Origin of the sequence: Sphingorhabdus lacus (genome assembly GCF_009768975.1) — a bacterium.
GTDB lineage: Bacteria > Pseudomonadota > Alphaproteobacteria > Sphingomonadales > Sphingomonadaceae > Sphingorhabdus_B > Sphingorhabdus_B lacus.
Genome location: NZ_CP035733.1, coordinates 857254 through 874364 on the forward strand (window position 1 = coordinate 857254; position 17111 = coordinate 874364).

General features: G+C 55.7%; 16 protein-coding genes. 7 read left to right on the forward strand and 9 right to left on the reverse strand.

From position 1 onward, the window contains the following. Window positions 1–37 precede the first annotated feature (37 nt). From EUU25_RS03960 to EUU25_RS03975, 4 genes are read right to left on the reverse strand one after another with little or no spacing between them, the layout of a single operon-like run. Complete coding sequence (locus EUU25_RS03960) at window positions 38–820, reverse strand: enoyl-CoA hydratase-related protein (protein WP_158898490.1); 783 nt, start codon at window positions 818–820, stop codon at window positions 38–40. Window positions 821–858: 38 nt separating this feature from the next. Continuing rightward, on the reverse strand, window positions 859–1296 hold the full coding sequence (gene mce, locus EUU25_RS03965; protein WP_158898492.1) for a methylmalonyl-CoA epimerase: 438 nt from the start codon (window positions 1294–1296) through the stop codon (window positions 859–861). Next, the gene (locus EUU25_RS03970) at window positions 1293–1697 is read right to left on the reverse strand and encodes a hypothetical protein (protein ID WP_158898494.1); all 405 of its coding nucleotides are present in this window, start codon (window positions 1695–1697) and stop codon (window positions 1293–1295) included. Before EUU25_RS03970 ends, mce begins: the two co-directional genes overlap by 4 nt. Then, on the reverse strand, window positions 1678–3204 hold the full coding sequence (locus tag EUU25_RS03975; protein WP_158898496.1) for an acyl-CoA carboxylase subunit beta: 1527 nt from the start codon (window positions 3202–3204) through the stop codon (window positions 1678–1680). The genes EUU25_RS03970 and EUU25_RS03975 overlap by 20 nt, the downstream gene beginning before the upstream one ends. A gap of 140 nt (window positions 3205–3344) precedes the next feature. Between EUU25_RS03975 and EUU25_RS03980 the strand changes: the two genes are divergently transcribed. The 3 genes from EUU25_RS03980 to EUU25_RS03990 are packed head-to-tail and all read left to right on the forward strand — an operon-like array spanning window position 3345 to window position 6347. Further along, the gene (locus EUU25_RS03980; protein WP_158898498.1) at window positions 3345–4751 is read left to right on the forward strand and encodes a helix-turn-helix domain-containing protein; all 1407 of its coding nucleotides are present in this window, start codon (window positions 3345–3347) and stop codon (window positions 4749–4751) included. Between the two features lie 27 nt (window positions 4752–4778). Next, a complete protein-coding gene (gene trhO / locus EUU25_RS03985) occupies window positions 4779–5717 on the forward strand; it encodes an oxygen-dependent tRNA uridine(34) hydroxylase TrhO (RefSeq protein ID WP_158898500.1) in 939 nt (312 codons plus the stop codon). 3 nt (window positions 5718–5720) lie between these two features. Next, window positions 5721–6347 (forward strand): glutathione S-transferase, encoded by a 627-nt coding sequence (locus EUU25_RS03990; RefSeq protein ID WP_158898502.1) that lies wholly within the window; start codon window positions 5721–5723, stop codon window positions 6345–6347. Here EUU25_RS03990 and gorA read toward each other — a convergent pair whose 3' ends face one another. Both gorA and pgi read right to left on the reverse strand, forming a co-directional pair. Continuing rightward, complete coding sequence (gorA, locus tag EUU25_RS03995; RefSeq protein WP_158898504.1) at window positions 6348–7694, reverse strand: glutathione-disulfide reductase; 1347 nt, start codon at window positions 7692–7694, stop codon at window positions 6348–6350. A 97-nt stretch (window positions 7695–7791) separates the two neighbouring features. Beyond that, window positions 7792–9294: a glucose-6-phosphate isomerase gene (gene pgi / locus EUU25_RS04000; RefSeq protein WP_158898506.1), complete on the reverse strand. Its 1503-nt coding sequence runs from the start codon at window positions 9292–9294 to the stop codon at window positions 7792–7794. Window positions 9295–9462: 168 nt separating this feature from the next. Here pgi and lepB point away from each other — a divergent pair, with 168 nt between their 5' ends. From lepB to era, 3 genes are read left to right on the forward strand one after another with little or no spacing between them, the layout of a single operon-like run. Next, window positions 9463–10290 (forward strand): signal peptidase I, encoded by an 828-nt coding sequence (lepB, locus tag EUU25_RS04005; protein ID WP_158903103.1) that lies wholly within the window; start codon window positions 9463–9465, stop codon window positions 10288–10290. Next, a complete protein-coding gene (gene rnc, locus EUU25_RS04010) occupies window positions 10287–10955 on the forward strand; it encodes a ribonuclease III (RefSeq protein ID WP_246162897.1) in 669 nt (222 codons plus the stop codon). Before lepB ends, rnc begins: the two co-directional genes overlap by 4 nt. Next, a complete protein-coding gene (gene era / locus EUU25_RS04015) occupies window positions 10952–11845 on the forward strand; it encodes a GTPase Era (RefSeq protein WP_158898508.1) in 894 nt (297 codons plus the stop codon). Before rnc ends, era begins: the two co-directional genes overlap by 4 nt. A gap of 18 nt (window positions 11846–11863) precedes the next feature. On the opposite strand, the gene topA is transcribed toward era, so the two are convergent. From topA to plsY, 3 genes are all read right to left on the reverse strand, one after another. Then, a complete protein-coding gene (gene topA / locus EUU25_RS04020) occupies window positions 11864–14404 on the reverse strand; it encodes a type I DNA topoisomerase (protein ID WP_158898510.1) in 2541 nt (846 codons plus the stop codon). 80 nt (window positions 14405–14484) lie between these two features. Further along, complete coding sequence (gene dprA, locus EUU25_RS04025) at window positions 14485–15576, reverse strand: DNA-processing protein DprA (protein ID WP_158898512.1); 1092 nt, start codon at window positions 15574–15576, stop codon at window positions 14485–14487. Between the two features lie 9 nt (window positions 15577–15585). Continuing rightward, complete coding sequence (plsY, locus tag EUU25_RS04030; RefSeq protein WP_158898514.1) at window positions 15586–16185, reverse strand: glycerol-3-phosphate 1-O-acyltransferase PlsY; 600 nt, start codon at window positions 16183–16185, stop codon at window positions 15586–15588. A 101-nt stretch (window positions 16186–16286) separates the two neighbouring features. On the opposite strand from plsY, the gene murI reads away from it, so the two are divergent. Then, window positions 16287–17090, forward strand: coding sequence for a glutamate racemase (murI, locus tag EUU25_RS04035; RefSeq protein ID WP_158898516.1), 804 nt, complete (start codon window positions 16287–16289; stop codon window positions 17088–17090). Window positions 17091–17111: the final 21 nt, after the last annotated feature.

A 17111-nucleotide genomic window follows, 5' to 3' on the forward strand; every position in this document is an offset into this window, starting at 1 on the left:
TCTTCCCAATTCCCTCTCCCCTAAAGAAGAGAGGGGGTTATGCTCCCTTAAACTCTGCTTTGCGTTTCTGAAGGAATGCAATTCCACCTTCTCGTGCATCCGCGCTGGAACCTGCAATACGTTGGCCTTCGGCTTCGGCCTGCAAGGTGTCGGCGAGACCATGTTCAAGCGAGGTCAAAATGTTCTTGCGCATTGTCGCATAGGCAAGCGTGGGGCCGGTTGCGAGCCGTGTCGCGAGAGCCTTGGTTTCTTCCAAAAGCGCTTCGTCCGCTACGCATTTATAAATGAGGCCCCAATCTTCGGCCTGCTCACCGAAAATCTTTTCACCCAGCATCATCATCTGTGTAGCGCGTGCTTTTCCGACAAGCCTCGGCAGCATCCATGTGGAACCACCATCTGGCACCAGACCGATATTGACGAAAGCCTGCAGGAAATATCCGCTCTTGCCCGCAAGCACGAAATCACCAACCAGACCGATGGAACAGCCCACGCCTGCGGCAGGCCCGTTCACCGCGGTGATTACGGGGATATTGAGCCGCAGCAACTTGACGATCATCGGATTATATTTCTCGGTCAGTGCGATATAGCTGCCCTGCCCACCGGTGACTGGACGGTCTCTGCGCGCAGCCAGATCAGCGCCGGAACAAAAGGCACGACCCGCGCCGGTGATGACGAGCACGCGGGCGTCTTCCAATCGGTCCAGCGCATCGGAAATTTCGTCCGCCATATCCAGCGAACAGGCGTTAAGCCGCTCCGGTCGGTTCAGCGTGATCGTTGCGATCTGGTCCGCGATGTCCAAATTAATCGTAGAATAAGTCATTCCTGCTCCCTTCCCTCTCCCGTATATGGGACGGGTCTTTAATGGTTTTTCGGTGTTTCCATAATCTCGGTCAGCACACCGCCCATATCCTTGGGGTGTACAAAGAAAATCAGCGTTCCATGCGCACCGATACGCGGTTCGCCCAATACGCGTTTGCCCAATGCCTCAAATTCAGACTTGGCGGCGTGGATATCGGGTACTTCATAACAAACATGATGCTGTCCGCCGGCGGGGTTCTTTTCGAGAAAAGCCGCGATAGACGCGTTACCGGGCAGCGGCTCGATCAATTCTATCTGTGTTCCGTTCAGCGCGCCATCCGATCCCGGCGTGTCGACAAAGCAGACCTTCACACCCTGTTCGGGCAAATCAAACGGGTCGTGGATTTTCGTCGCGCCCATCACATCGCGATAGAAGACGATGCTATCGGCGATAGACGGCGTTGCGACACCGATATGGTTAAGACGACCTAGTTTCATTTCCGCACTTTCTCTTTACTCATCTGGCCTGTCCACTGCCGTTTCGCATGAGGAAGCATATCCAGCACCAACACCATCGCGTCACGGGGAGCATCGCACAGAGCGATCGAAGAGGTGCGGGCCGACCCATCTTCACCGGTTTTTCGATAATAGCTGTAAAAACGGCATTGCGGCGATCCCTTGTCCGGCGCAAACCCGGCGTCCAGCAAGTCCTGCGACACCGCTGCTTCGCCTCCCCTGTTTGCGCCGATCCAATTTTCCAGCTTCTGTTTTGCGGTATCGACATCAAGCATGAGCATTTCTTCCACATGGCTACGTGGCTGGCTATGCCCAGCATCAGCGACGGCGAGCATTGAAAAGCAGACCGCAAGAGCAGCAGTGCTAGAGCGGAATATTGTCATGCTTCTTCCAAGGATTCTCCAGCCCCTTGTTCCGCAGTTTGCGCAAGCCCAACGCAATGCGCTTGCGTGTGGAATGGGGATAGATCACCTCGTCGATAAAGCCCTTGCTGGCCGCAACGAAAGGATTGGCGAAGCGGTCTTCATATTCCTTGGTTTTCTCGGCGATTTCTTCAGGCCCCAGCCCACGGAAGATGATTTCCACCGCGCCCTTCGCGCCCATCACCGCGATTTCCGCGGTCGGCCACGCATAATTCAAATCACCGCGCAGATGCTTTGACGCCATCACGTCATACGCACCGCCATAGGCTTTGCGTGTGATGACGGTGATCTTCGGCACGGTTGCCTCCGCATAGGCGAAGAGCAGTTTGGCACCATGTTTGATAATGCCACCATATTCCTGCGCCGTACCGGGCAAGAAGCCGGGAACATCAACGAAAGTTAAGATCGGAATTTCAAAAGCATCGCAGAAACGCACGAAGCGTGCGGCCTTCCGGCTGCTGTTGATGTCAAGTACACCCGCGAGCACCATAGGTTGGTTGGCGACGATACCGACCGTGCGGCCTTCGATCCGCCCAAATCCGATGATGATGTTCGCCGCATGGGTGGGCTGCACTTCAAAGAAGTCACCTTCATCCACTGTCTTGCGGATGAGTTCGTGCATATCATAGGGTTGGTTCGCGCTTGGCGGGATGAGCGTGTCCAGGCTTGGCTCCATCCGGTCCCATGGATCTTCCGTTGGTCGCTCCGGCACGCCAGTGCGGTTATTTTCCGGCAGATAATCGAAAAAGTCGCGTACCGAGAGCAGTGCTTCAATATCATTCTCGAACGCATTGTCCGCCACACCGGATTTGGTGGTGTGCGACACGGCTCCGCCAAGCTCCTCCTGCGTCACCACTTCGTTGGTCACTGTCTTGACCACATCGGGGCCGGTCACGAACATATAACTGCTGTCCTTCACCATGAAGATGAAGTCGGTCATGGCGGGGGAATAAACCGCGCCACCTGCACAGGGGCCCATGATGAGGCTGATCTGCGGCACGACACCGGATGCGAGCACATTGCGCTGGAACACTTCGGCATAGCCACCAAGGCTTGCCACGCCTTCCTGAATACGCGCGCCGCCGCTGTCGTTAAGACCGATGACCGGCGCGCCAACCTTCATGGCGTTGTCCATCACCTTGCAGATTTTCATCGCATGCGCTTCGGAAAGCGACCCGCCGAATACGGTAAAATCCTGGCTGTAGACATAGACAAGGCGGCCGTTGATCGTGCCGCTACCGGTTACGACGCCGTCGCCCGGAATTTTCTGCTCAGCCATGCCGAAGTCGGTGCAATTATGCTCGACATAGGCGTCCAGTTCTTCAAACGAACCTTCGTCCAGCAGGATGTCGATCCGCTCGCGCGCTGTCAGGCGACCTTTCGCATGCTGCGCATCGATGCGCTTTTGACCACCGCCCATTTTCGAAGCAGCACGTCTTTTTTCAAGTTCAGCAATGTTTGCCGACATGGCAATCCCCCAAAATCCAAGTGGGCTTCTTGCTTCAGTTATAGTGCAAAGTCCAATGTGAATTTGCAAAGTTGCGAAGTGTCATTTTGCAAACTATGCTGGGCCTCAGAACTTATGGCTTGAGCAGCATTGGGGACATTATGGCGAAGCGCCGCGTTTTTGCCGGAACACAATTGCGAAATCTCCGCAACGCGCGGGGTCATAAACAGTCGGAAATGGCGGGTCTGTTGGGGATTTCGGTTTCCTATCTGTCGCAGCTCGAACATGACGACCGACCGCTTACCCCTGCGCTAATCGAGCTGCTGTCGCGCGATTTCCCGATGGATTGGCAGGATGTCGAGGAGGACGCGACAACCCGCCGCTTTGCCGCATTGCGCGAGGCGGCAAGCGATCCGCTTTTTCCTGCGCCCTTATCCGTGGACCAATTGACGCGTATCGCCGAACAACAGCCCGCTTTGGCGGATCAGTTTGTGGCCCTCCACGCTGCTTACCGCCGGACCGGCGAACGACTGCAGATTGTCGATGAGGCGCTGGCTAGCGAAAATGCGGGCGGAAGTCGTTTGCCCTGGGAAGAGGTGCGCGACTGGTTTCATATGGAAGGAAACTATGTCGACCGGCTTGACCGAGCGGCGGAAGAATTGGCGGAGAAACTGACGAGCAAAACTGTCTCTCCAACGGCCGAAGCGATCGAACGTTATTTGCGCGATGCATTGGCTATCTCGCTTATCTACACTGCGCATTCGGGCTTACGCCAATATGACAGCGGAGCCGGTGAATTGCAGATCGACCAGAGCCAACCGGCAGAAAGCCAAAGATTCCAACTCGCGCATCAGTTGGTCGCCCTGGCATTGCAGGATGACATCTCCGCCATCGTCGAAGGTGCAGGTCTTCGTAACCGGTCGTCGCAACAACTGCTCTTCGTCGGCCTCGCCAATTATGCCGCGGGCGCGCTGTTGATGCCGTACAACCGTTTCCGGCAAGAGGCACGGAACCTACGCCACGATATCGACCGGTTGCGGCAGGTTTTCGGGGTCAGCTTCGAACAGGCCTGCCACCGGCTTTCGACCCTGCAACGGTCGGGCGCGCGCGGATTGCCATTCTTTTTCTGCCGCGTCGACATGGCCGGGAATATCACCAAGCGTCATAGTGCGACGCGCCTTCAATTCGCGCGTTTTGGGGGTGCCTGCCCGTTATGGATTGTGCATGAGGCAGTCGCCATTCCTGACCGTATTCTGGTCCAGCTCGCCGAAACACCTGACGGCGTCCGTTATGTTTCGATGGCAAAAGGACTGGTAAAACCCTCGGGAAGCTATGCCCGCGCGCCGCGACGTTATGCTGTGGCATTAGGGTGCGAGATCGAACATGCGCGGGATTTCATTTATGCAGATGGCCTCGACCTCGCTTCCCCCCAAGCGGCAACACCGATAGGCGCATCCTGCCGCATCTGCCCACGCAGCGATTGCGACCAGCGCGCTTTCCCGCCCAGCGACCGGGCGATTATCGTTGACCCCAATCTGCGCGATGTGGTGCCTTACCGCATTGCCTGAAAAGGCTAGATTGCCTATAGGCGCGGCATGTCCCAGCCCCATCCCATCAAAGTGGCCGCGCTCTATCGTTTTGCGGCCTTTGACGAGCCTGCCCGGCTCCAACCGCAGATTGCGGATTTGTGCATTGCGCACGGTATTAAGGGCACGATCCTGATCGCGCATGAAGGCGTTAACGGCACAATTGCGGGCAGTGCGGAAGGTATCGACTCAGTAGTGGCTTTCCTGAAAACCCTGCCCGGCTGCGCCGATTTGGATGTGAAATACTCCCACGCCAAGGAAATGCCTTTTTACCGGATGAAGGTACGCCTGAAAAAGGAGATTGTAACGCTGGGTGTGGACGGGATCGATCCCAAGCGCGAAGTTGGCACTTATGTACAACCGGAGGATTGGAACGCGCTTATTTCCGATCCCGATACGGTGCTGATCGACACACGGAACGATTATGAGGTGGCGATTGGAACCTTCGAAGGCGCCATTGACCCGCGCACCAAGGCGTTCCGCGACTTTCCGCAATGGTTCCGTGAAAATAGGGACAGTTTGGCGGAAGGAAAAACCAAATTCGCCATGTTCTGCACGGGCGGGATCCGTTGCGAAAAATCGACGGCTTTTCTGAAGGCTGAGGGGATAGACGAGGTCTATCATCTCGAAGGCGGGATATTGAAATATCTCGAAACCGTCCCCGCGGAGGAGAGCAAGTGGCAGGGCGAATGCTTCGTGTTTGATGACCGTGTTTCGGTCAAACATGGCCTTGAACTTGGAACTAAAGAGCTTTGCCGCGCTTGCCGTCACCCCATTTCGGACGAGGACAAGCAATCGCCATCCTATCAGGAAGGCGTGTCCTGCCCCGCCTGCTTCAACGAACGCAGCGAAGCCGATCGTCAGCGTTATGCCGAACGGCAAAAGCAAATCGCGCTCGCGTCGAAGCGGGGTAAACAGCATATCGGCGTCAACCCGCGCGCGCTGTAGGCGGTGACCACCCCTCCCCTTCTCTATAGTTTTCGTCGCTGCCCCTATGCAATGCGGGCGCGTATGGCCATCGCCGTCAGCGGGGTAACCGTTGAAATCCGGGAGGTTGTGCTACGCGATAAACCTCCAGAGATGCTCGAAGTCTCGCCAAAGGCTACCGTACCCGTTTTAGTTCATGGTCAGAGCGTTTTGGAAGAGAGCGTCGACATCATGGGCTGGGCACTGCGGCAAAATGATCCGCTAAAGTGGCTTCAACATGTTGATGAAGACCTGATCGCCGCGAATGATGGTCCGTTCAAACAGCATTTGGACCGATACAAATATCCGAGCCGTTACGATTTGGCGGATGGAACGGAACACCGCGACGCGGCATTGCCCCATTTAAGAATATTGAACGATAAGGTTGCCGCCAGCGGCTACCTTGGGACTGGCCAAGCGGGCTTTACCGATATCGCCCTTTTTCCGTTTGTCCGCCAGTTTGCCGCGACCGATCCAAACTGGTTCGAAGCCTTGCCCTTGAAGCCACTGCATCATTGGCTCGACAATCTCGTCACATCTTCGTTGTTCGACGCCATTATGAAGCGATATCCGCAATGGCGTGCGGGCGATGAGCCGACATATTTTCCCTGATCATTTCATCAGAACAAGTTCTTCCGCCATACTGGGGTGTAGCGCAACCGTGTCGTCAAATGCCTGCTTCGTTAGTCCGGCCTTAACGGCGATTGCGGCAGCCTGCAGAATTTCGCCACTGTCGGGTCCAATAAGGTGTAGGCCGACAACCTTGTCGGTAGCCCCGTCTACGATCATTTTATAAAGAGCGCGCTCGTTTCGGCCGGCGAGCACATTCTTCATCGCCCGGAAATCGCTCCGGTAGATTTTGACATCAGCGAGCTTTGCCCGCGCTTCTTCTTCCGTCAGTCCGACCCCTGCTATCGGGGGGTTGGAGAAAACAGCCGTCGGAATACATCCATAATCAATGGTCTGCGGATTATTGCCGAAGACGGAATCCGCAAAGGCATGACCCTCCCGAATGGCGACGGGTGTCAGCTGAACGCGGTTCGTTACGTCGCCCACCGCGTAAATGCTCTCAATATTGGTACGATTATCCGCGCCAACTACAACCGCGCCAGTCGCGTCAAGACTAACCCCCACCTCTTCTAGGCCCAGATTGGCCGTATTAGGAACCCGCCCGATCGCCCACATCAACAGATCGGTTTCAATCATTCCTGCGTCGCCACCGTCGATCAAGATAGATCCATCAGCTTGCTTTTGCGCGCCTTTGAACGGGAAGTTCATGCGGATATCGATGCCCTTTTCCCGGCTGATCCCGACGAGCTTCTCGACTATCTCCTGATCATAGCTGCGTAACATCTTATCGCCGCGGGTGACCAATGTGACCTCGACGCCGAGTTCGTTGAAGATGCCGGCAAATTCATTGGCAATATAACCTGCGCCAGCAATTACCGCCCTTTTTGGCAGTGCCGGCAAATGAAAGACTTCGTTGGATGTGATGCCCAAATCAGCTCCCGGAATCGGGGGTACGGAGGGCCAGGCACCTGTCGCAACCAAAATGGTGCGCGCGGTAATTTCCTTGCCACTGGCGAGTTTGATGCTCTGCGGGCCGGACAATGTCGCCCGCTCATGGAACACTTCGACCTTGTTGTTCGCAAAGGTCTGTCCGTAAAGACCTTCGAGGCGGTCAACTTCGGCAGCGACATTGTCACGCAACGTTGGCCAGTCGAAAGTTGCGCCTTTCGTATCCCACCCAAAACGGCGGGCATCGGACAAATCTTCGGCAAAATGCGAACCATAAACCAATAGTTTCTTGGGAACACACCCACGAATGACACAGGTCCCGCCGACGCGATATTCCTCCGCGACGGCTACGCGCGCGCCATGAGAAGCAGCTATTCGCGAAGCGCGGACGCCGCCGGATCCAGCACCAATAACGAAGAGATCATAGTCAAAGTCGGACATGGGAAATTTCTTTCAGTTTACGAGACCATGTGGGGTGCCGGAAGGATTGTCACCAATAGCTTTTGTTCACCACAGTTATCGACACAAGCAATCAAGGTTACAACTCGCCCAATGCCGCCTCGATCAGCGCGGTGGTTGACGGATCAAAACCGCTCGGACCATTTTCGCCGATATCCTTGGCAATTTGCTTGCCAAGCTCGACGCCAAATTGGTCAAATGGATTAATACCGAGCATCACCGCATTTGCAAAAGTCCGGTGCTCATAAAATGCAATCAGCGCGCCCACCGTGCCCGGCGTCACATCGTCGAGCAACAATGTTGTTGATGGACGATTTCCTTCATAGTTGCGGGCCAGATCGTCGGAGGAACGACCGGTCATCAACGCCGCCCCTTGCGCGAAGCAATTGACCAGCAAGGCCTCGTGATGAGCTGTATCAAAATCATGCCCGGGTGTTTTGCTGGCGATAAATTCGACAGGGATGAGATGCGTGCCCTGATGCAAGAGTTGAAACACGGCATGCTGCGCATCCGTACCGACGCCACCCCATGTTACGGGTGAACTATGACGACCAAGCCGAGCGCCCTGCGCAGTGACTGATTTGCCGTTCGATTCCATTTCCAATTGCTGGAGATAGTCGGGAAGCAAACGCAGACGCTCGTCATAGGCGAATACCGCGCGGGTCTCGCAGCCCCGACATTGGGCGTAATAGAGGTCAGCAAATGCGGCCATTGTGGGCGCATTTTCCAACGTTGGCGCTGTACGGAAGTGCCGGTCCATCGCCGCCGCGCCCTCCAGCAGTTCTTCATAGGCTCCCCATCCCAGCCCAAGCGCGACGGGAAAGCCGATTGAGCACCACAGCGAATAACGTCCACCTACAGCTTCGTTAAAGGGCAAGACACGGCTTTCATCGATGCCCCATTCGATAGCTTTCTCGGGATAGGCCGTAAGCGCGACGAACTGGGCATAGGGGTCCGCAACGCCGCCCTTGCGCATCCACTCCATCGCGCTGCTGGCGTTGAGCAATGTTTCCGTGGTTGTGAAGGTCTTTGATGCCACCGCGACAATGGTTTTGTGCGGATCCATGGTGGCAATGGCTTCGGTCAATGCCGCGCCATCGACGTTGGAGACGACCTTTACATTGTAGCGCGCATCTTCGCGGCCCAAAGCATCGATTAACAGTTTCGGACCTAGGGCCGAACCGCCGATACCGATATGCAGAACATGCTCAACTTCACCCAGCGCACCCGCATCTATCGCGTCGATCAGACTGCGCATCCGGTTGTGTAATTCCCGCGCATGGGCGACGGCATCGGGGTTACCGGTGCCACGTTCCGCCGTATGTTCTGCTGCACGGCCTTCGGTCGGATTGACAATAGCCCCGCTAAATAGGGCTTCTTTCGCGGCGCCTAACTGGACATTTTCAGCCATTGCCGAAAATTCCGACAGAAGGGCATCATCGAGATGGGTTTTGGACAGATCAAAATATATCCCCGCCAGTTCTACCGTCAGTTTGGCAACACGTTCCGCATCACTTTCAAAGAGAGAAAGAAGAGCTGGCGCCTTGTGGTTTTCCAGTTGCGCCCAGTTGCTGTCGGTCATTTGCGGTCCTAGCTTAAATCATGTTGGAATCTCGGCACTGGCCAATAGCGCGGCTTGGCATTAGAAGGCCAGTCCTTACGTCCGAAAATGACAGTTAATTTGCGAGTTTATGTGACATCAACGACCGAACAACCCGAAGCTGCTTCTGTTCAGGGGAATAGTGCCGATATCAGCGGCAAGTCAGCGTCCGAATGGCGCGAATATGGTACGTTTCTTCTGAAACTCGCTCTGTTTGTGTTTATCTTACGCAGTTTCATTGTCTCGCCTTTCAATATTCCTTCGGAATCCATGCAACCCAGATTGTTAATCGGCGATTATCTGCTGGTGGCCAAATGGCCCTATGGCTATTCCAAATACAGCCTTCCATTCTCCCTCCCGCTTATCCCCGACAGAGTCTTCGCATCTGAGCCCAAACGGGGTGATGTGGTGGTGTTCAAAGCGCCGCCATCATTGAAGGACGACTATATCAAACGTGTTATCGGCCTGCCCGGTGACGTTATCCAGATGCGCGCAGGCGTGCTCGAAATTAACGGCGTGGCTGTGAAGAAAGAACGGATTGCCGATCTGGTCATTCCGGTCACGGACAATATGAAAGAGGCCGCGTCGCTCGAAGGAACACAGTTCCCCTGCTGGCGTCAGGATTTTGAAGAGCCTGCAAAGAATGGCGGCACCCAATGTCGTTATCCACGTTACAAAGAAACGCTTCCCGAGGGTAAATCCTACGAGATATTGGACTTAGATGATGCGTTGCCCGGCGACGATACCGAAGCCTTTGTTGTTGGTGAGGGCAAACTGTTCCTGATGGGTGACAACCGCGACCGGAGCGCAGACAGCCGCTTTCCTGCCGATGGCAAGGCAATCGGCATCGTGCCGCAGGAATATCTTGTCGGACGCGCACTTGTGACGGTGTTCTCGACCGATGGCTCTTCGCGTTGGCTGTTGCCATGGACATGGTTCAGCGCGGCACGGCCGGAACGGATTGGACAGGGATTTTGACCGAGAAGTCCCAAGCCGACTGGCTGGCTGATTTACTGCCAGAAAAACCAACCGACATTGAACTTTACAACCGTGCGCTCACGCATGGAAGCACAGGGCAGCCGGATTACCAGCGCCTTGAGTTTTTGGGGGACCGGATTCTGGGCCTCGTCATTTCGGAAATGCTGTACCGGCGCTATCCGGATGAGGCCGAGGGCCGTTTATCCCATCGGTTAAACGCACTCGTTGCAGGCAGCACATGCGCCGAAATTGCACGGCAGATCAATCTCAACACTTATATACGGCTGGGCAAACAGGCACGCGACGATGGCGCGCAGCAGAGCGACAATGTGCTGGGCGATGCCATGGAAGCTATCATTGGCGCGCTCTATCTCGATCAAGGTCTGGAGGCAGCACGCGGTTTTATCGAACGGCTTTGGGGCACGATGATCGAAACCGCACAAGGTGCGCCCAAGCATCCGAAATCTGCACTACAGGAATGGTGTGCGGCCAATGGTCGTAAAGTACCCGATTACCAAATCACAAAAAAGGAAGGCCCACCCCACGCCATGCGCTTTGAAATTACTGTTACCGTGAAAGGCTTCGATCCGGTCAGCGCGTCGGCGAACAGCAAACAGGCCGCCGAAACGGCCGCTGCCCTCGCCTTTCTGGAGGCCTACGCATGACAAAAAGATGCGGGCATGTCGCCATTATCGGCGCACCAAATGCGGGTAAATCGACGCTCGTAAACGCGTTGGTCGGGCAAAAGGTCGCCATTGTCAGTCCGAAGGCGCAGACCACCCGAACCCGTATGTTGGGTGTCGCCCTGCAGGGTGACACGCAGATTATATTGGTGGACACACCAGGCATTTTCGCCGCCCAACGCCGTCTTGACCGCGCGATGGTGGCGGCCGCTTGGGACGGTGCTGGTGATGCCGATCTCATCGCCCTGATCGTTGACGGGCGGGCCGGTGCAGGGCCAAAGGTCGAAAAAATTCTGCAAGGCCTGAAAGACCGTCCCGAACGCAAATGGCTGGTTCTGAACAAGGTCGATATTGCGGCGAAGGAAAAGCTCCTGTCGCTGACCTCCAAGATCACCGATATCTGTGCTTTTGAGCAAATCTATTTCATCAGCGCAGCTACCGGCGATGGGCTTGACGAGTTCAAAACCGCTTTGGCCGATGCCATGCCCGAGGGCGAATGGCATTTTCCGGAGGATCAGGTTTCAGACGCCACCGATCGCTTGATCGCATCGGAAATCACGCGGGAACAACTTTATCTGCAACTCCATGAAGAGTTGCCCTATGCAAGCGCAGTTGAAACCGAAAAATATGTCGAGCGGGACGACGGCTCGCTGGAAATCCACCAGCAAATATTGGTGGCTCGTCCGACCCAACGCGCCATCGTGCTCGGCAAAGGCGGAACCCGCATTAAAGCGATCGGTGAAGCTGCGCGTACCGAACTCGCCAAATTGATGGGCGTGCGGGTGCATCTTTACCTGCACGTGAAAGTGCATGCCAAATGGGACGAGGACCGCAGCCTGTACCGCGATATCGGACTGGAATGGGTGGAGTAGCGCTTAGGCTACTCCAATTCACTCCGCCTTGGCCGCAGCTTTCTTTGCTTTTTTGGCCGGTGCCTTTTTCTTCGGCGCGGCTTTCTTTTTAGGCTTGCCCTTCGACGGCATGGCGGCGCGCGTATCAATGAGTTGCGCGGCTTCTTCCAAAGTTAGGGCATCGGGTGCAATTGATTTGGGCAGTGTCGCGTTGGTCGTTCCGTCGGTGACATAGGGACCGAAGCGACCTTCCATCAGCTTTATTTCAGCTTCCGTACGCGGGTGCTTGCCCAGTTCCTTCAAGGGAGCCCGCGCTGCACCGCGACCACGCCCGGGGTTCGCAGCCGCCTCTGCCAATTTGACGACTGCGCTGTTCATGCCTGTCTCGAACACTTCGGCGGTCGACGTTAAACGCGCATATTTACCGGCGTGCGCAAGATAGGGGCCATAGCGTCCAATGGACGCCGTAACCGGCTCTCCGCTCTCAGGATGAAGCCCGACTGTGCGTGGAAGCGAAAGCAGTTTAACGGCCCACTCCAAACCAAAATCTTCTGCAGGCACATCCTTGGGGATCGAAGCGCGTTTGGCCTCTTTTCCTTCTCCAATTTCCACATAAGGGCCAAAACGACCTGACTTGCGGCTAACTTCCAACTGGGTTTCCGGATGAACACCGAGGACTTCGGGACCGGTATCCTCGCCATTTTCGCCGCCAGGTTGCGCGAATTTCCGTGTATATTTGCAATCCGGATAGTTGGAGCACGCCACAAAAGCGCCGAACTTACCGCCGCGCAATGCAAGGCGTCCTTCACCGCACTTTGGACATAGGCGTGGATCACTGCCGTCTTCGCGTTCCGGGAAGAGATAGGGGGACAGGAATTTGTCGAGTTCAGCGGTAATATCCGACGGCTTCTGGTCCATCACCTCGACGGTCTTGGGCTTGAAATCACGCCAGAACGTTTCCAGAAATGCCTGCCACTGGGCCCGTCCCCCACTGATGTCGTCCAGCTGGTCTTCCAGCCCCGCCGTGTAATCATAGGCGACGTAGCGTTCGAAAAACCGTTCCAGAAATGCCGTGAGAAGACGCCCCGATTCCTCTGCAAAGAAACGGTTTTTCTCGACACGGACATAGGCCCGGTCTTTCAATACCTGAATGGTCGACGCATAGGTTGAAGGCCGACCAATACCGAGCTCTTCCAACCGCTTGACCAAGGTCGCTTCGGAGAAACGGGGCGGGGGTTGAGTGAAATGCTGGGTCTTTTCGACGGCATGTTTTGCTGGCGCATCACCTGCAGTCATCGGCGGCAAAATCGCGCTGTCTTCGCCCTCGCTATCGTCCAGACCTTCTTCATAAACAGCAAGAAATCCGGGGAATTTCATCACCTGGCCCGTCGCGCGCAGTCCGGTTTGTCCAGTGCCGTCCAGCATATCCACGGTAGTGCGTTCCAAGCGTGCTGACGCCATCTGGCTCGCCATCGCACGTTTGTAGATCAGGTCATAAAGACGGCCATGATCCCCCGACCCGGCCTTGTCTTTCGAAAAGTCAGTCGGCCGGATCGCTTCGTGCGCTTCCTGGGCATTTTTGGCCTTGGTTTGGTAGATGCGTGGTTTTTCCGGAAGATAACCGCTGTCGAAACGATCAGAGATTGTTTTTCGGGCCGCCGAAATGGCGCTGCCGTCCATCTGCACACCGTCGGTCCGCATATAGGTGATGGCGCCATCTTCGTAGAGACCCTGCGCAATGCGCATGGTGTGACTTGCGGAGAAGCCAAGCTTCCGCGCAGCTTCTTGCTGTAAGGTAGACGTTGTGAACGGAGGTTGTGGGTTGCGGGTTACCGGCTTCGTTTCGACGGTCTCGATCCGGAAATTACCCGTCTCTACTGCCAGACGCGCTACCTCTGCATCGCTTTCTGTTTTCAAATCCATCTTGTCGAGCTTTACGCCCAGATGCCGAGTTAAACGGGCTTCGAATTTCTGGCCCTTATGCTCCATATTGGCCTTAACCGACCAATATTCCTGCGGACGAAAAGCCTCTATTTCCCGGTCACGTTCAACAATAAGGCGGAGCGCAACGGACTGCACACGACCGGCGGATTTTGCGCCGGGCAGTTTGCGCCATAACACGGGTGAAAGCGTGAAGCCGACCAGATAATCAAGCGCGCGTCGGGCGCGATAGGCGTCGATCAGGTCGATATCGAGTTCGCGCGGGCGCGCCATGGCTTCGGTGACTGCCGCCTTGGTAATGGCGTTGAACGTCACGCGCCCTACATTTTTGGGAAGCGCCTTTTTCTTCGCCAACACTTCCTGAACATGCCAACTGATGGCTTCACCTTCGCGATCGGGGTCAGTTGCGAGTATCAGGCCGTCCGCTTTTTTGGCTTCATCGGTGATCGCCTTTAACTGCTTCGCCTTGTCGGCATAATTGTCCCACAGCATTTCAAAGCCGTTGTCCGGGTCAACCGATCCATCTTTCGGCGGCAGATCCCGAATATGTCCATAGGAAGCAAGCACCTTGTAGCCAGGGCCCAGATACTTCTCGATTGTCTTGGCTTTTGCAGGTGATTCAACGATGACTAATTGCATGATAATATGAACTTTTCCAAAATCTCTCGCGTACGCGTATAGGCTGATGGGGTTAACACTGTGCCGTCAAGCCAAAAAATTCATGCTGTCAAACGCACTTTTCCACCCGCTCCACGTTCCAATCGTCCAGACAATTCTAGTTCGAGCAAAACGGTCTGGACCACGGCCTGGCTTCCGCCAGACTGACGGACGAGTTCATCCACAGCAACATAACTCATACCCAATAGGTCCGTGATCGCCCGTCGTGCCGGTTCGCTTTCACCTTCAAAGGAAAGCTGCATCGGTTGCGGGGGCGAGGCCGGAAATGCCATGCGGGAATCAATCGGACCAAGAAGCTCCGCAATCTCGGACGCGTTCTGCACCAAGGTCGCGCCTTCCCGTATCAGCTGGTTACAGCCCTGTGATCGGGGGTCGAGTGGCGAACCTGGAACAGCCATGACCTCCCGCCCTGCTTCCGCTGCCAACCGCGCCGTGATCAGTGAGCCCGACTTCGGGGCGGCTTCGACCACGACCGTAGCTTTGGCTAAACCGGCGATTATGCGATTACGATATGGAAAATGCCGGGCACGTGGTTCGGTGCCCGGCGGCTGTTCTGCAATTAACAGTCCACGGTCTGCGATAGCCCCCTGCAATTCCCGGTTTTCCGGAGGGTAATAGATATCCATTCCGCCTGCGATCACCGCGACCGTCCCGCTATCCAGCGACCCGATATGCGCCGCGGTGTCTATCCCGCGGGCTAATCCCGAAACGACCATTATCCCGCCCTGCCCCAGATCATATGCAAGCGTCCGTGAAAATCTGCACGCACCCGCCGAGGCATTACGTGCCCCCACCATCGCCACCAAAGGATGATCCAGCAGTTCCATTCTGCCCTTGATTGTCAAAACCGGCGGAGCATTATCGATATGCAACAACCACTGAGGATAGTCTGCATCATCCATAAACAGATAACGGGCACCCAAGGTCGCAACCGCCTTCATCTCCGTTTCGACCGATTCACGGCTTGCAACTTTCAGTTGTTTGCCTCCGCCACGCATAACCAGGTCGGGTAACGCGTCCAGCGCCGCCCTGGCACTGCCGACCCGGGCCATAAGCTGCCGGTACGATACAGGTCCTATGTGCGGAGTGCGGATCAGGCGCAGTTTATCAATGGTTTCTTCGCCAAACGGCATAGGACAAGATCAGTCTTTGCTTTTACCGATCTTGGGTTCTGTTCCGTTGATCAAATTACTGATATTTGCCTGATGTTTCCAGAATATGATCAATGTGCATGCGCACAGAAGCGGAACCAGGTCGTAACGTTCAAAATAAGCGGCCGCGACTGGCGCCATCAAGGCAGCGAGCAACCCACCTACCGATGATATTCGGAAGATGAGCAATGCTCCAATCCATGTAATCGCGTAAACGACCCCTCCCTGCCAGAACAGGCCGAACATGATACCTGCGTAGGTGGCGACGCCCTTGCCGCCCTTGAATTTGAGCCAAACAGGGTAGAGGTGACCAAAAAATGCCCCCGCGGCCGCAGCCAGTTCGGCGCCTGGGAAAAAGTGCCCGGCAATCCACACCGCGGCAAAGCCTTTGAGTAAATCCAGAAGCAAAGTCAGGGCGGCTAGGCCCTTTCGGCCTGTCCGAAGCACATTGGTCGCGCCGATATTACCCGAACCGATGGACCGGATATCGCCTCCACCGGCTGCTTTGGTCAGCAAAAGCCCGAAAGGAATGGAACCAAGCCCATAGCCCAAACCCAACGCAAATATCATATTGAGCCAAAAGGCTGTCATGTGCCGAATCCTCTAACTTACTGTATTATGTAGCTGTTTTGTTCTGCCGGCTCAAGGGAGCATGGGTTGCCTTAATCTCTTGCCCTCGATAACACACTTTAATGCCTGCAATCGACACAGACGCCCCGTTATTATTTTTTGATTCCGGGATTGGCGGCCTGTCGGTGCTTCAGGCTGTGCGGAAAAGTCTGCCGACTGCGCCGATTGTATATGCCGCCGATTATGCCGGTTTACCCTATGGAACCAAAAGTGAAGCCGAAATTATGGCGCGTGTACCAGCACTGCTGGGACGACTGGTTGAACGATACAGGCCACGACTAGTCACCATCGCCTGCAACACCGCCTGCACGATCGCACTATCCCATGTCCGCGCCGCGTTGGATGTTCCAGTCGTGGGTACGGTTCCGGCAATCAAACCAGCAGCAGAATCAACGCGTACGGGAGTTATCGGGCTGCTGGGGACAGCCGCAACCATAAGGCAGGCCTATGTTGACCGGTTGCAAACGGCACATGCGCCCGGAATGACCCTGCTGCGTCATGCCGCGCCTGAGTTGGTGCATGCGGCGGAAAGCAAGTTACGGGGCGAAGCTCCGGATCCTTCCATTTTTTCCCGGGCGATGCAGGGTCTGACGCTGCTTCCCGACGGTGACCGTTTGGATGTCACTGCTTTGGGCTGCACCCACTTTCCACTGGTCCAGGACGAACTGTCTGCGGCATGCCCACGAATGCGTTTCGTGGATGGCTCCGCCGGAATTGCGCGCCGGATACGCTATTTGACCGCAGGACAGGAGTGGCCCGCCGAGTCTTCCGAAGGTGTTTTCGTCACCACAGGATCGTTGGCAGATGTGGAGGGTCTGCAAACTGCGTTACATTCCTATGGTTTGACGCAGATCAAATCACTGTGAGCGATAATTTCGCATTGCGAC

Coding starts and splice junctions, on each gene's coding strand:
- EUU25_RS03960 (WP_158898490.1), bottom strand. CDS start 820: ATGACTTATTCTACGATTAATTTGGACATCGCGGACCAGATCGCAACG.
- mce (WP_158898492.1), bottom strand. CDS start 1,296: ATGAAACTAGGTCGTCTTAACCATATCGGTGTCGCAACGCCGTCTATC.
- EUU25_RS03970 (WP_158898494.1), bottom strand. CDS start 1,697: ATGACAATATTCCGCTCTAGCACTGCTGCTCTTGCGGTCTGCTTTTCA.
- EUU25_RS03975 (WP_158898496.1), bottom strand. CDS start 3,204: ATGTCGGCAAACATTGCTGAACTTGAAAAAAGACGTGCTGCTTCGAAA.
- EUU25_RS03980 (WP_158898498.1), top strand. CDS start 3,345: ATGGCGAAGCGCCGCGTTTTTGCCGGAACACAATTGCGAAATCTCCGC.
- trhO (WP_158898500.1), top strand. CDS start 4,779: ATGTCCCAGCCCCATCCCATCAAAGTGGCCGCGCTCTATCGTTTTGCG.
- gorA (WP_158898504.1), bottom strand. CDS start 7,694: ATGTCCGACTTTGACTATGATCTCTTCGTTATTGGTGCTGGATCCGGC.
- pgi (WP_158898506.1), bottom strand. CDS start 9,294: ATGACCGACAGCAACTGGGCGCAACTGGAAAACCACAAGGCGCCAGCT.
- era (WP_158898508.1), top strand. CDS start 10,952: ATGACAAAAAGATGCGGGCATGTCGCCATTATCGGCGCACCAAATGCG.
- topA (WP_158898510.1), bottom strand. CDS start 14,404: ATGCAATTAGTCATCGTTGAATCACCTGCAAAAGCCAAGACAATCGAG.
- dprA (WP_158898512.1), bottom strand. CDS start 15,576: ATGCCGTTTGGCGAAGAAACCATTGATAAACTGCGCCTGATCCGCACT.
- plsY (WP_158898514.1), bottom strand. CDS start 16,185: ATGACAGCCTTTTGGCTCAATATGATATTTGCGTTGGGTTTGGGCTAT.
- murI (WP_158898516.1), top strand. CDS start 16,287: ATGCCTGCAATCGACACAGACGCCCCGTTATTATTTTTTGATTCCGGG.